The organism is Lewinella cohaerens DSM 23179 (genome assembly GCF_000379805.1).
Taxonomy (GTDB): Bacteria; Bacteroidota; Bacteroidia; order Chitinophagales; family Saprospiraceae; genus Lewinella; species Lewinella cohaerens.
Genome location: NZ_KB903554.1, coordinates 97,354 through 111,079 on the forward strand (window position 1 = coordinate 97,354; position 13,726 = coordinate 111,079).

Annotated in this window: 10 protein-coding genes; 7 read left to right on the forward strand and 3 right to left on the reverse strand. The window is 43.3% G+C overall.

The window, feature by feature from the left end; all coding sequences use genetic code 11:
* Positions 1–14 precede the first annotated feature (14 nt).
* Entirely contained in the window at positions 15–848 is an 834-nt protein-coding gene (prmA, locus tag A3EU_RS31020; RefSeq protein ID WP_020537661.1) for a 50S ribosomal protein L11 methyltransferase, read from the reverse strand.
* On the reverse strand, positions 841–1,722 hold the full coding sequence (gene folD, locus A3EU_RS0118370; RefSeq protein WP_026211457.1) for a bifunctional methylenetetrahydrofolate dehydrogenase/methenyltetrahydrofolate cyclohydrolase FolD: 882 nt from the start codon (positions 1,720–1,722) through the stop codon (positions 841–843). Before folD ends, prmA begins: the two co-directional genes overlap by 8 nt.
* Positions 1,723–2,182: 460 nt before the next feature.
* On the opposite strand from folD, the gene A3EU_RS0118380 reads away from it, so the two are divergent.
* Together A3EU_RS0118380 and A3EU_RS0118385 are read left to right on the forward strand one after the other, a co-directional pair.
* Entirely contained in the window at positions 2,183–6,811 is a 4,629-nt protein-coding gene (locus A3EU_RS0118380) for a T9SS C-terminal target domain-containing protein (protein ID WP_020537663.1), read from the forward strand.
* 69 nt (positions 6,812–6,880) lie between these two features.
* Complete coding sequence (locus tag A3EU_RS0118385; RefSeq protein ID WP_020537664.1) at positions 6,881–7,960, forward strand: PorP/SprF family type IX secretion system membrane protein; 1,080 nt, start codon at positions 6,881–6,883, stop codon at positions 7,958–7,960.
* On the opposite strand, the gene A3EU_RS31025 is transcribed toward A3EU_RS0118385, so the two are convergent.
* A complete protein-coding gene (locus A3EU_RS31025; RefSeq protein ID WP_020537665.1) occupies positions 7,957–9,234 on the reverse strand; it encodes an N-acetylmuramoyl-L-alanine amidase family protein in 1,278 nt (425 codons plus the stop codon). The genes A3EU_RS0118385 and A3EU_RS31025 overlap by 4 nt on opposite strands.
* 179 nt (positions 9,235–9,413) lie before the next feature.
* Here A3EU_RS31025 and A3EU_RS0118400 point away from each other — a divergent pair, with 179 nt between their 5' ends.
* The 5 genes from A3EU_RS0118400 to A3EU_RS0118420 all read left to right on the forward strand — a co-directional run bounded on the left by A3EU_RS0118400 (position 9,414) and on the right by A3EU_RS0118420 (position 13,631).
* Positions 9,414–10,100 (forward strand): heme exporter protein CcmB, encoded by a 687-nt coding sequence (locus A3EU_RS0118400; RefSeq protein WP_020537667.1) that lies wholly within the window; start codon positions 9,414–9,416, stop codon positions 10,098–10,100.
* A gap of 16 nt (positions 10,101–10,116) precedes the next feature.
* Positions 10,117–11,208, forward strand: a complete 1,092-nt coding sequence (ccsA, locus tag A3EU_RS0118405; RefSeq protein ID WP_020537668.1) for a cytochrome c biogenesis protein CcsA — start codon at positions 10,117–10,119, stop codon at positions 11,206–11,208.
* Positions 11,209–11,293: 85 nt separating this feature from the next.
* On the forward strand, positions 11,294–11,512 hold the full coding sequence (locus A3EU_RS0118410; RefSeq protein ID WP_020537669.1) for a CcmD family protein: 219 nt from the start codon (positions 11,294–11,296) through the stop codon (positions 11,510–11,512).
* Complete coding sequence (locus tag A3EU_RS0118415; RefSeq protein WP_020537670.1) at positions 11,499–12,932, forward strand: Glu/Leu/Phe/Val family dehydrogenase; 1,434 nt, start codon at positions 11,499–11,501, stop codon at positions 12,930–12,932. The genes A3EU_RS0118410 and A3EU_RS0118415 overlap by 14 nt, the downstream gene beginning before the upstream one ends.
* Before the next feature lie 225 nt (positions 12,933–13,157).
* Positions 13,158–13,631, forward strand: coding sequence for an Lrp/AsnC family transcriptional regulator (locus A3EU_RS0118420; protein WP_020537671.1), 474 nt, complete (start codon positions 13,158–13,160; stop codon positions 13,629–13,631).
* The last annotated feature ends 95 nt before the right edge of the window (positions 13,632–13,726 follow it).

Sequence of the window (13,726 nt, forward strand, 5' to 3'; positions counted from 1 at the left end):
TTTTTATTCTTTTTTTAATCCCTCCGATAGTGTAGAAGAAGCCAACCGTCTCTTTCTCGGGTTAGTACTTTTTGCCAGCCTTCTTCTGCCGCTTTTTGATCAACCAAAGTTTGATCTTGCTGCAAAATACCTGACACCAATAAATCTCCCCCTTCGACGGTCCTTGCGTATAACGCGTCTAGGCTAGACAGTATTACGTTACGATTGATATTCGCTAGAATGACATTATTTTTAGTCGCCGGCACGGCACTAATATCTCCAGTAAAAACTTCAACACCATCAACGTCATTAGCCGCCATATTTACCAATGTATTTTCGGTAGCAGCTTCTTCAATGTCTACAGCGGTAATGGGTTGGGCCCCTAATTTACGGGCCAAAATCGCTAAAATTCCTGTTCCACAGCCGTAATCAAAAACAGATTTATTATTAAAATCTAATTCCTGCATACGTTCCATCACCAAATAGGTAGTCGCATGATGACCTGTCCCGAACGCCATTCTAGGGTGAATAATAAGGTCGTGGGCCACTTCAACAAACGGAGCATGAAACTCTGCCCGAATGCCTACAAAATCACCAACCTGGACGGGTTTAAAGGAAGCTTCCCATTGTTCATTCCAGTTTTGCCCGGGAACAAACTCACGTTCATAAGTACAGTTATGTATATCTGACAGGATTGCAATACTAGAAATCACCTCTTCTGTCAAATCTTCAACATCGATATAAGCAATCAAGTGCTTGGTCTTTTCTTCAAAGCCAAGCATGGGTAAATCATCTAATACGCCAATAAACTCTTCCCGTTCATCCCCAACCACGGCAAAGGAATACGCCCAATAGGAGTGCTTATCCATAAATGGCCTTTTTACTTGCACTTAAAGTATTCATAAGCAGAGAAACAACCGTCATTTGGCCAACGCCACCAGGAACCGGTGTGATGTAACTTGCTTTAGGGCTAACTCCCGGAAAATCAACATCACCTACCAAGCGGTAACCGCGTGCTGCCTCAGGGTCATCAATACGGTTAATACCAACATCAATAACTACTACTCCCTCTTTCACCATATCTGCGGTAATGGTATTTGGCTTACCTATTGATGCGATAAGGATATCTGCACGGCGGGTATGTTCTGCGAGGTTTGCTGTTCGACTATGGCAAAGCGTCACAGTCGCATTGCCTACTTTTTCTTTACGTGAAAGCAAAATACTAATAGGAGTACCCACTATGTTTGATCGCCCAACAACGACTACTTCTTTTCCTGAGGTAGGAATTTCATAGCGCTTCAGGATTTCTACAATTCCACAAGGTGTTGCAGGCAGATAACAAGGAAGCCCCAAGGCCATCCTGCCAATGTTTACCGGATGGAAACCATCGACATCTTTCTTTGGATCAATTGCCAGCGTAACTTTTTCTTCATCAAGATGAGCAGGTAATGGCAGCTGTACGATGAAACCATCAATTCCATCATCGTTATTCAACTCATGAATAATGTGCAACAACTCTTCTTGGGAAATATCAACAGGCTTCTTGATCAACGTGGAATGGAAGCCAATCTGTTCACAAGACCGTACCTTATTGCGTACATAAACCTGACTAGCGGGGTTATCTCCCACCAATACAGCAGCTAAGTGAGGTACCTTTCCTCCTGCCGCAATCTGGGCGGCAGTTTCTTTCGCTAATTCGTCTTTTACCTGGCGAGCCAGGAGTTTTCCATCCAGTATTTGCATGCCTTCATTTTCTGTGAGTTGCAAATATAGACTTTAGCTTTTGCTTGGCCGAGCTCTAAAGCGCAATATTTACCAATAGTAAGGCAAAGATGGTTCTCTGTAAGACAGGCAGCGAATAGCCTTCAGAGAGGGTCTACCTAGCAAAGAAGGATATACTATTTGTCGGATAACCATCCGAATCTTATAAGGAAAAAAGGGTCGGTCTCAGAAATAAAAAATACATTTGTCACCCTAGAATGGAGGATAAAACAATTTGGGGAATAATTAGGCTAATTAATCTGAGATGTTTACATTTGCTAAGCACGCAGCAACTTTTCAAACTTCTCTTTACTGGATTCCCCGGTATTTATTTTGCCCTTCCCATGAACTGCATCCCAGTTCGAATGCTAATAATGTCTGACTGCTTTGCAGACAGACATGAGCTTTGTAACCCGTTAATTTGAAACAAAAAAGGTCATCCATGGGACAACTTTTACCCAGACACATCTGGACATTCCTGTTTTTTATGGGAATTTGTTCTTTCAGTCTCTCTGCCCAGAGCTACACTATGAACGGAAATCCTATCACAGATTGTGAAGGTTTTTTCCAAGACAGCGGAGGTGGTTCCGCTAATTACGGGTTGAATGAAAATTTCACTACTGTAATTTGTAGTGACGGTACCGAAGGCACCCACATTCAGCTGATTTTCTCTAGTATTGACATTGGCCCAGGAGAAAGCATCACCTTTTATGATGCAGACAATCCTGACCCCGCTTTCGCGGTTGACGGAGCGTTTCTTCTCGACCCTACCAATCCTTTCATCATTCAGGCAACGGCAGCCAACCTCAGTGGTTGTATCACTGTAGTATTTACTTCCGATGGTACCGATGAGGGCAATACCGGCTGGAGTGCTGACATCAACTGTATAGCTGCTTGTCAGATTATTCTTGCAGACTTGGTAAACACCACACCTGCTATGATGCCTGTGGATACCGGCTGGATAGATATTTGTCCCGGAGATAGAGTCAGTTTTAATGGCTCTGGTATATACCCTCAAGATGGCCTGGTCTACAACCATAGTGATCAGACCAGTACTTTCGAGTGGGATTTTGGTAATGGTAACACGGCCATTGGCCCTAATGTTACCAATGTTTTCGATGAACCCGGAGGTTATATTGTACAACTAGAAATCAGGGATCAATTTGGTTGTGAAAACACTAATTTTATCTCTCAAAGAATTAGAGTATCCCCCTACCCTTCTTATCAATTTGGAGGTTCACTTGACCCTACCATTTGTAGTGGAGATTCTATCATGGTGACTTCCTCTATAGACCCGGCGAGCAGTTCTAACGTAACTGTTTTTCCTAATACGGGGACGTTTGCTCAAGCTGGCGTTAGGTCCGACACCCTTTTATTACCTGACGGTAGCGGTGGCCAGTACCAAGAGAGCATTAGTTTTACTCAATTTCGACCAGGAGCTACGCTTACCAATCCTTCGGATATTTGTTCGGTTACATTAGATTTAGAGCACTCCTATAGTGGTGACCTTGACATTGAACTAATTTGCCCTGACGGAACTTCTATCTATATTCTAGATTATCCCTCTGGCTTAGGCTCTACTAATTTTGGAGAACCTTTTGCTAGTAACCCCGTAGATGGGCAGTCTAGTGATGTTACGCCAGGAATACCCTACACTTATACCTTCACAGAAACTGCTGCCAACGGAACATTGCCTGATTTCGACGGCATGGCTCCTACCTACACCTATACAACTGTACCAAGTGACAACAATGGAAATACGTTCACCTATACAGATAGTTATTTCCCGGAAGGAGAGTACCAGCCTGAAGAAAGTTTTGCCAACTTCCTAGGATGCCCACTAAATGGTGACTGGACGATCCGCGTGACAGATAACCTGGGACTTGATAATGGCTGGCTATTTGAATGGAGTATCACTTTCAAAGACTACTTATTTCCAGATGTAGAGACCTTTACGCCCACTTTTGTTGACTATGGATGGGAAACTAATCCGACTGTCATAAGTGCTACCCAAGACAGCATCTTGGCATCGCCTGTCAATGCTGGTTTTGCAGCTTATACTTTCTTCGTCTTAGACGATTTTGGCTGTTTAAATGATACTACTCTTAATTTCGAGGTACTTCCTCCCACTCATCCGGATTGCTATAATTGTAATATCGAATTTGAAGAACAAGAGGACGTAGTATTGTGCGAAGGCGAAACGGCTAACCTTGACCTTTCACAAATCCCACCTATTGCTCAACCTATTACATTTGAGCGGTTCCCACAATATCCTGTAGGCAATGCAAATCACCCTCCGGGAAATGCATACCGCAGCCCACTCAATGTCAACAGTATAAACCCTATTATTATAACGAATCCACTATCGGATATTGAATCGGTGTGTTTTAGTTTAACTACAGACTTTGCTGCCGATGTAAACGTTAGCTTGGAGGCACCAGATGGAAGTATTGTTCCCCTGTCAACTGCCAATGGCGGTGGATCTAATCAGGGCTTTATCAACACCTGCTTTTCGCCATCAGCCCTTGTATCCATTAATGCTGGAACTCCGCCTTACACAGGTGAATTCCAGCCTGAAGGCAACTGGAACAGCCTCATAGGTTCTCCGATAAACGGAGAATGGGAACTCTTGATTACAGATGCCTTTGGACCACTCCAGTTTGGAGAACTTTTAGAATGGTCCATCACCTTTAACAATGAGAACGAATATACTTACACTTGGACACCAAGTGGCGGGCTCAATTGTACGGATTGCCCGACCCCCGTTGCCAGCCCATCTTCCAGTACCTTGTATGAGATATTGATAGAAGATGAATACGGCTGTAGCGTTATTGACAGTGTACTTGTTGCCGTCATAGAAGATGTTCCTGCTCCTGTCGTTTCTTGTGACGAGCAGGGTGGCGATCTACTATTCAGCTGGCTACCAATACCTGGTGTTACAGAATATGAATACAACCTGATACTGCCAAGTGGTCCTCAAGGTTGGATGGGGCCTATTACTGATCTTGAATTGTTGGTTCAAGGTTTAAATAACGGCGACGAAGTGACCATAGAAGTTCGTGCATTTTTCAATGGTACCAATAACAACTGTATTGTTCCACTTGGGTCCAGTACCTGCACCTCTTCTTTCTGTGATTTAGAGATTTCCTTACCCGTCTTAACAGATGTAAGTTGCTTTGGATTCTCTGATGGTGAAGCCGTAATAAATATTGATGCCGGAGAAGCACCTTTCAGTATTCTAATTGATGGTATGACTTATTCCGACCCCACAATCGGAAATTTGACTGCTGGTGATTATGACTACACAGTTATGGATGCACTGGGTTGTGAAATTATGTCTTCGTTTACCATCAACACCCCTGATAGTTTATATGCAGATGCAGCCCAAACACTACAAAGCTGCGCAGGGCTCGATGAAAGTGAAACGATGGTCGTTGCTGGTGGTGGCGGTGGTTCTTACACCTACGCTTGGAGCGATGGACAAAATGATGCTACTGCAACAGATCTTGCGGTAGGCGCTTACGATGTAACAGTTACGGACAACCTCGGTTGCCAGGTTGTTGCTGCGACCACTGTCGCAGAATTAGCCCCCATCACCTTCAATTTTATTGCCGAGCGCCCTACTTGTAACGGGTACAGTGATGGAGGCGTAGGAATTAACCAGATTATGGGTGGCTTAGGAATGTCAGAAACCGATTATAGCTATGAATGGGAAGACGGTACCAACAGCCTTGTTCGGACCGGTGTTCCTGGAGGTGTTCTATATTCCGTTACCGTTACCGATGCACAAGGATGTTCAGCATCACAAGATCGTTTCCTTATGGATCCTGAAGCTGTAGATTTTGGCTTTATGGTTGCAGAACCTAGCTGTAATGGTTATGACGATGGAGCCATCGAAGTTATCAACCCTAGCGGTCCTAACGGTGGTGATTTCACCTTCCAATGGGGACCTGCTGCTGGTAACCAAACCACTGCTCAGGTTGACGATATTCCGGCAGGTACCTATACGGTAACTGTGCGTGATGAAGAAGGCTGTGAGACTACGCTCTCAGAGATTGTAGATGAACCGACTGGTTTGTCTGTTGATTTTAGCATTAAGGACAATGAATGTTTTGGGTACAATGATGGCTCAATTGGCATTAGTGTAACCGGTGGAATACCCGGCTACAATTACAGCTGGCCAAGTGGCTCCACTGCTTCCTCCCTTGACAATCTTATTGCAGGTAATTATGAAATTACGATCACAGACGCTAATGGCTGTGAAGACATTCGCACAGCGACGATCGACCAACCAGTAGCACTAATAGCGACGATTGATAGCCAGGATGTTAGTTGTTATGGTGAGCGTGATGGAATGCTTACCATTAATACAGAAGGTGGTACCCCGCCATTCCGCTTTAGTCTTGACAATCAAAACTATATTGGCAGCAATGTATTAATAGGCTTGTTCGGTGGTGATTATAACATCTTTATTGAAGATGCCAATGGCTGTCAATTTTTGACTAACGCAACAGTTGTTGAGCCAGGTGAATTCATTGTAGATGCAGGACCTGATCTCGAAATTGTTTATGGAGACAGCATTGAACTTGCAGGAACAACGACCAATGCCCAAGGTGATGTTGAATATGTCTGGTATGCTCCTTACGAAGGTACATTAAGTTGTAAAGAATGCCAATACCCTTTTGCATCTCCTGAATCAACTATTGATTACGAGCTCTATGCTATTGATGAAAACGGTTGTGAAGACACTGATCTACTACGAGTGTTCGTAGACAAACCCAAACTGGCAGTTGTACCTACTGGTTTCACACCAAACGGTGATGGCATCAATGATTTACTTCTAGTACATGGCAGGCCAGGTACTCAGGTTATCTTATTCCAAATTTTTGACCGTTGGGGCGAAATGCTCTACGCTGAAGAAGATTTCCCCGTAAACAGCCCAAATAAAGGCTGGGATGGAAGCTACCGGGGAGAACCGCTCAATGGTGGTGTATTTGTTTGGTCACTTACAGTACTCCATGAAGACGGAACAGAAGAAATTCTGAAAGGCCAAACAACTCTTATCCGTTAAGTAATCCTGTCATTCCATTTACCCGAGCAGCAGCATACAGGCTGCTGCTCGGGTTACAAAACTTTTAGCATGAAAATTAACTCTACTTTATACGCACTTCTTTTTCTTATTGGACTAGGCATTCTGGCTCCTATCACGCTTAGTGCGCAAGATGCCCATTTTAGCCAGTTTTATTCTTCTCCTCTACAGATGAACCCCGCGCTTACTGGTGTTTTTCCCGGAGAATACCGGTTTACAGCCAATTACCGAACACAGAATTATGCCGTACTGGGAAACCAGGCATACAAGAGTATCGCAGCCTCATTTGAAGGCCGTCGTCCGGTTGGCCGCGATGATTATTATAGCTTGGGAATTGCTATTCTTCGTGACCAAGTAGGAGAATCTCAATTTAGCCAGTCGCGAGCGGTCCTCAGCGGTTCTTATCTCAAACATATTGGGAGCGGTCGTTCTCGTGGGTCTGGTCAATTCTTGATTGGTGGTGCACAACTAGGTATAGCCCAGTGGTCGTATGATTGGAATGACCTTTGGTTTACGGAACAATTCGAGGTGATGCCTGGAAGCCAAACCGCCTTTATTAATTTTGCTTCTTCTAATGGTGAAGCACTCAGCATGATGGAAACAGATCTTTTTATGGAGTTCAATGCTGGCGTACTTTACTACAACGTTATCGATGAAGACAACAGCTTTTATCTGGGAGGTGCCCTTCACCATCTTACAGAGCCTAATGTATCTTTCCTTGATGATCAAAGTGAAATGCTGCACAGCCGCTGGGTAGGTCAGGCAGGAGGCCAAGTTAGCCTTACTCGAGAAGCTAGTCTTCTTCCAGCTATTGCAGTTATGGGACAAGGACCTTCCTTCCTTGGCATTGGAGGAATGAATCTGCGTTACAGCAATCGCGATTGGCGTGAAGTAGCCATCAGAGCGGGCCTTTGGGGCAGAGTAGCGAATCAGGGCGAAAGCGGCATGGGGCTCGACGCCATGGTTGTCAGTGCTATCCTGGAAGTAGAGCGCTGGCAATTTGGCTTAAGCTACGACGTCACTGTTTCGGACCTTTCAACAGCGAACAATTCTCGTGGAGCCTTTGAACTCTCCCTTATTTATGTTCACCCAAGTAAAGACCGCTTTAAAGTTATTTGTCCGAAATTCTAATTAGAACTATCGTTCATGAGTCCTTCCAGCATCCAATCAGCAAGCAATTCGCGATTTCGTTGAATAATGATGCGTTGCTGATCATGGGTATTCCGAATGTTGGCCAACTCCACATATACAGAAGTCGGCTTACATTCTCTTAGCATGTGGAGGTCGCGAGCAGTAACCGTTCCATGATATTCGCCATTTGCACGATACCGGCGGTATTTTTGCCGCATAATTCGTTGCATTTGGCGAGCCAACTCTCTGCCACTTTCGCTGGAGGGATGATGATAGAAAAACAAATCTGTCCGTTGGCTATGGCTACGAGAATCAACATGAACAACTATTACCTTCTGATCGGTCACTCCTTGTAAGCGATGTTTTTCGTAGAGTTCATTAATGACATCAGAACGTTGGGTCAGCCGTATTTTTTGATTAGACGATTGGCGGATATCGCCCCAAACGACTTCGTCTGTATCGCATTCTAAAAATTTATCATTACGAATACCATCATTAGGGTCTCTATTAATCATATATGCCGTAGCACCATGCGCAATTAAGTTTCTGCATAATCGCAAGGCAACATCATAGGCGTATTCGTCTTCACATAGTCGATAGTTTCCGCGCTGGCCAATGGCTCCTGGATCCGGGCCACCATGCCCACCAACTACATAAAAAACTTTGCCCCTAAGCTTAGTACTGGCTAAAGGAGTGTAAGCATATTCAGAGCCAAATATTGGAAATATTCGTCGCCCGCCACTATTGGACACACCACCCGCCTCGGCGGAGGCTATACTTGTATTTATTGCTGATTCTTCTTCTGGATCAGTCGCTACTGGTGCAGCAATGGAGACTGTTTCGTCCGTACAATTTTGAATATGGAAAGGCACCAATAATTTAAGGCTCTTATCGTAGTTTGATTCCAACAAGCCCAGCTCTACCAAGGCTTGGTTATAATCTCGAATTTCCACAGCAGTATTCCAGTCATTTTCGCCAATGGTAGAACGAATAGTCCGACCATCAAAATCAAACACCTGAATAGGCAAAGAATAGAGTTTACCAACCCTTAGGCCCGTGTTTTTATTGAGGCTATTGAGTTCATAGAATTGGTCAAAATTGCAACGATGTCCATCTAGTTTATAGCGACGTAGCATACTATAGATGCCATCACCAGCGAGTGCTTTTGTTTGGTAATAAGTAACCTCTGCCCAACACATGCCCAGGCTCATCATGAAGCAAAAGGCCGTTAGGGATAATGCACGAAAAGATTTAATAAAGTGGTAGGTATTCATGTAATTTCTCAAAGTTGTTACCGAAGCTGTCTAAAGCTTAATTATTTGCAAATATACATCAGCTGTTGTTTTAAATGGAAGTTGTTCTAAGAAACCTGCGGCAATCTCATAACCTTGCAGTGTATTGCGATATTTAGGTAAAAATCCAACCATTCAGCACCAAACAAATGTCTTAAGAAATGACGATTTGTTACCTTTGCGATCAGATGAACATGTTACAACAGACGATGCGCCTACTTTGGCGCGACTGGATATTAGAATGGCGAACTCGTTATGCCCTTAGTGGCATAGTGCTGTACGTACTAGCTACTATTGTCTTGGTTTATTCCGCCCTTATTGATATTCAGCCCAAGGTCTGGAACGCGATTTTCTGGGTAATTATTCTTTTTGCAGCAGTAAGTGCCATTGTCAAAAGCTTTGTACAAGAGAGCCAAAGCCGACAACTGTATTATTACAACCTGGTTCACCCATTGGCTTTGTTGCTGGCAAAAATGATATACAATACCAGTCTCCTATTTTTACTAAGTCTTTTAAGCTGGGGTGCATTGGCATTGCTCACAGGAAACCCTGTGAAGGAAACAGGCTTATTTATTCTGGCTATTTTTCTGGGTAGCATGGGGCTATCAATCGCCTTTACTTTTGTTTCAGCAATATCAGCTAAAGCCCAAAACAGCGCTACCTTAATGGCGATTTTGGGGTTTCCTGTAATCATCCCTATACTCCTTACTTTGGTCAAAATTGGAGCTAATGCTCTACGACTAATTCAAGACACCTCCATTTCAAGTGATATTCTTATCTTGGTCGCCATAAATTTGGTATTACTAAGCGTATCGATATTGCTTTACCCCTTTCTCTGGCGAGATTAACAAACAGAAAACCATTATGGAAAAACTTATCCGTCAATATTGGTGGAAAGCACTAGGTGTACTAATTCTGCTTTACGTTTTTGTTGTAGGTATGCTTGTGCCTTTAAAACCAGGCATTACGCTGGTAGCACCTTCTTCTGCTAAAACAGGACAGGAGTTAATTCTAGAAATAGAAGGTTATAATACCAATTTTGACAAAGCAGAAGACACGCTGCGGATGTGGCTAAAAATGGACAACGAACGTAGTCTTGCCGCAAAAAGCATTGACGTTATAGGTCCGCGGAACGCCCGCGTCGCATTTAACATCCCTGATTATCTTCCTAGCAGCCAGCGGGTTCAAGATTTTGCACTCGTCATTGACAATCCTATTGATGGTGCCTCTGTACGCCCGAATGCTGTGCTTATCACACAAGACTCCATAGACCCGGATCAAGGAATACAACAGTGGGTCAACGAAAATATGACTGGGCTACACGAAAAGCAGGGCATTACCTTTCCTTTTCGGAATATTCTAGGAGAGACTATCCGGAATACCTACTTCCACGTTTCCCTGTGGTTAGCGATGATGATTATTTTTATTGCAGCCATGGTTTATAGTATTAAGTACTTACGCCGGTTAGATAACCGCTATGATTATTGGGCCTCGGCACTCACCAGTGTTGGACTACTACTAGGCGGTTTAGGTTTGTTGACTGGCGCTATCTGGGCCGAATACACCTGGGGGAAATTTTGGAGTTGGGATATCAAGCAGTTCACCACCCTTATTGCGCTTTTGATTTACATGGCCTACTTCGTACTTCGCAGTGCATTTCCTGACGAAGCGCAGCGCGCACGAATTTCTGCTGTATACAACATCTTTGCATTCATCGCTCTGATTCCTCTAATTTATGTGCTTCCTCGCCTTACAGACAGTCTACACCCAGGTAACGGAGGTAATCCTGCCCTTGGAGGAGAAGATCTCGACAACACCATGCGAATGGTTTTTTACCCAGCAGTAATAGGTTGGACACTCGTCAGTTCATGGATTGCCAGCCTGCTCTACCGAACGTCTCAGATAGAAGAATATCTCTGGGATAAATGGGACGAGGACGACAATTATGAAAAATAGTTCGCAGAAACAAGTAAAAGAAAGCCCCTAAAAAGCGGCAGATTTATAAAATTTATCGACTTTAGCCCCCGCAAAATAATCCATTATGAAAGCTACAAACTGGATCCTTACTGCTTTTCTAGTATTTTTTACCCTCACCACTGGTGCTGCACAGACTGGTTCAACCGACTTTATGCGTAGCATGGGCAAAATGTACGTAGTAGTAGCGGTGATTGTAGCTGTATTTATTGGACTTGTTTTGTTCTTGGTCGTTCTCGACCGAAGACTAACCAAAATTGAAAATCAAATTAATGACCATGGCTAATAACAAGCCGGACGTATTTTACGAAAGTGTACAAAAGTACTTCGACAGCGCAGCAACCCACACGGGTTTACCTGATGGATTACTTCAACAGATTAAAGTCTGTAACGCTGTTTATCGAATTCATTTCCCGGTAAAATTCGGAAGTGAAGTAAAAGTAATTGAGGCTTACCGTGTACAACACAGCCACCACCGCAGTCCAACCAAAGGTGGTATTCGTTACAGTAATCATGTTAACCAGGAAGAAGTAATGGCCCTGGCGACCTTGATGACTTATAAATGTGCAATCGTAGATGTACCCTTTGGTGGTGCAAAAGGAGGAGTAAAAATTAACCCTTGGGAATATACTCCTGGCCAGTTGGAAAAAATTACCCGTCGTTATACCACGGAGCTCGTTCGTCGTAATTTCATTGGCCCATCAGTTGATGTCCCAGCGCCTGATTACGGAACTGGCCCCCGAGAAATGTCTTGGATTTACGATACTTACCGTTCATTTAACCCCACTGACATTAATGCAGCAGGGTGTGTAACGGGTAAACCTGTTACACAAAACGGTATCCAAGGTCGTACAGAAGCTACAGGACGAGGCGTCTACTACGGTATACGTGAAGCTCTTTCTGTTGCGGAAGACATGAAAAAGCTTGGTATTACCCCTGGTACAGAAGGGAAAACAATGGTTGTACAGGGCCTCGGAAACGTAGGTTCCTACACCGCCAAAATATCTCAAGACGAAGGAGGTATTTCAATCGTAGGTGTATCGGAGGTTGAAGGTGCCATCTACAAAAAAGACGGTATTGATATTCATGATTTGCTAAAGTTCCGGGCAGAAACCGGGTCTATTCTCAACTACCCAGGTGCCAAATCTTTCCCGAAAGAACGCCGTAGAGAAGTGATGGAATTTGAATGCGACATTCTTGTTCCAGCCGCACTTGAGAATCAAATCAACAAAGAGAATGCTGCACGGATTAAGGCCAAAATCATTGCCGAAGCTGCAAATGGTCCCGTAACTGCTGAAGCGCAACAAATTATGGTTGAAGCAGGTAAAATGATTCTACCTGACCTTTACCTTAATGCAGGAGGCGTTACTGTTTCCTATTTTGAATGGTTGAAAAACCTTTCACACATGCGCTTCGGAAGAATGGATAAGCGATTTAATCAGCAGACCTATAATAATATCATCAATGTTGTGGAAGAGCTTACTGGAAAAACAGTAAATTCCGCACAACGTAACATGATTGCTCGTGGTGCTGATGAAATTGACTTGGTTCGCAGTGGTTTGGAAGAAACCATGATTGTAGCTTACCATCAAATTCGCGAGATCAAAAAGCGCAAACGTAATATTAAAGATTTACGAACAGCCGCATTTGTTAACGCAATTAATAAAATTGCCAGCGATTACACCTCTTTTGGTGTTTGGCCATAGGATAATAATGGTTAGCTTTCAGCGTTAATTAACCCGTTGGTAGAGATAGTCTCCGCCAACGGGTTTCTTTTTTTCATCAAAGTATTACCGAATTTTATTAAAGTCCACCCCTAGTAAAAAGGCTTGAAATAAAATTTTGATAGGCTTTTTTGTAAAAAAATTGCAATTTATTTCAAAGCTACCTATCTTAGCTTTTTCTTTTGATTAACGAATAATAAAGTTGTAATGGCAGATAAACTGGATAAAATCGATCTGAAAATTTTGAAGATCCTCCAGGAGAATAGTAAAATAACCAACCTAGACCTCTCCAAGAAAATTGGCCTTTCCCCTGCTCCAACCCTTGAACGTGTCAAGAAATTAGAACAGAGTGAGATCATTCAAAGCTACCATGCTCAGGTTAACCCACAGGCTATTGGGCTTAATGTGAAAACTTTTGTATTGGTATCCCTGGCTTGGCAAAAGGAGAACGCACTCAATCATTTCCTCGAAAAAATTAAAGGAATTGAAGAGATTGTAGAGTGTTATATTATTACAGGAGACGCTGATTTCTTGATCAAAATCGTTTGTCAGGATATTCCTACTTACGAGAAATTACTGTTCAAGACACTCTCTCAAATTGAAGAAATTGAGCGTTTAAAAACACTCATGACACTTTCTTCTGTAAAAGATAGCAAAGTACTTCCTTTTAAGTACGAATAAGCGCTTACTATCTCAGTCCAATAGTCATGCAATAGCAAATGACTATTGGACTGAACTCCTCTCTATTGTGCTCCTTCCTGATCTGTAAAATATTC

Bases quoted from the DNA above. Each gene is read 5' to 3' on its own strand.
- A3EU_RS0118420 (WP_020537671.1), top strand. From the start codon at position 13,158: ATGGCAGATAAACTGGATAAAATCGATCTGAAAATTTTGAAGATCCTC.
- ccsA (WP_020537668.1), top strand. From the start codon at position 10,117: ATGGAAAAACTTATCCGTCAATATTGGTGGAAAGCACTAGGTGTACTA.
- A3EU_RS0118380 (WP_020537663.1), top strand. From the start codon at position 2,183: ATGGGACAACTTTTACCCAGACACATCTGGACATTCCTGTTTTTTATG.
- A3EU_RS0118385 (WP_020537664.1), top strand. From the start codon at position 6,881: ATGAAAATTAACTCTACTTTATACGCACTTCTTTTTCTTATTGGACTA.
- prmA (WP_020537661.1), bottom strand. From the start codon at position 848: ATGGATAAGCACTCCTATTGGGCGTATTCCTTTGCCGTGGTTGGGGAT.
- folD (WP_026211457.1), bottom strand. From the start codon at position 1,722: ATGCAAATACTGGATGGAAAACTCCTGGCTCGCCAGGTAAAAGACGAA.
- A3EU_RS0118410 (WP_020537669.1), top strand. From the start codon at position 11,294: ATGAAAGCTACAAACTGGATCCTTACTGCTTTTCTAGTATTTTTTACC.
- A3EU_RS0118400 (WP_020537667.1), top strand. From the start codon at position 9,414: ATGACGATTTGTTACCTTTGCGATCAGATGAACATGTTACAACAGACG.
- A3EU_RS0118415 (WP_020537670.1), top strand. From the start codon at position 11,499: ATGACCATGGCTAATAACAAGCCGGACGTATTTTACGAAAGTGTACAA.
- A3EU_RS31025 (WP_020537665.1), bottom strand. From the start codon at position 9,234: ATGAATACCTACCACTTTATTAAATCTTTTCGTGCATTATCCCTAACG.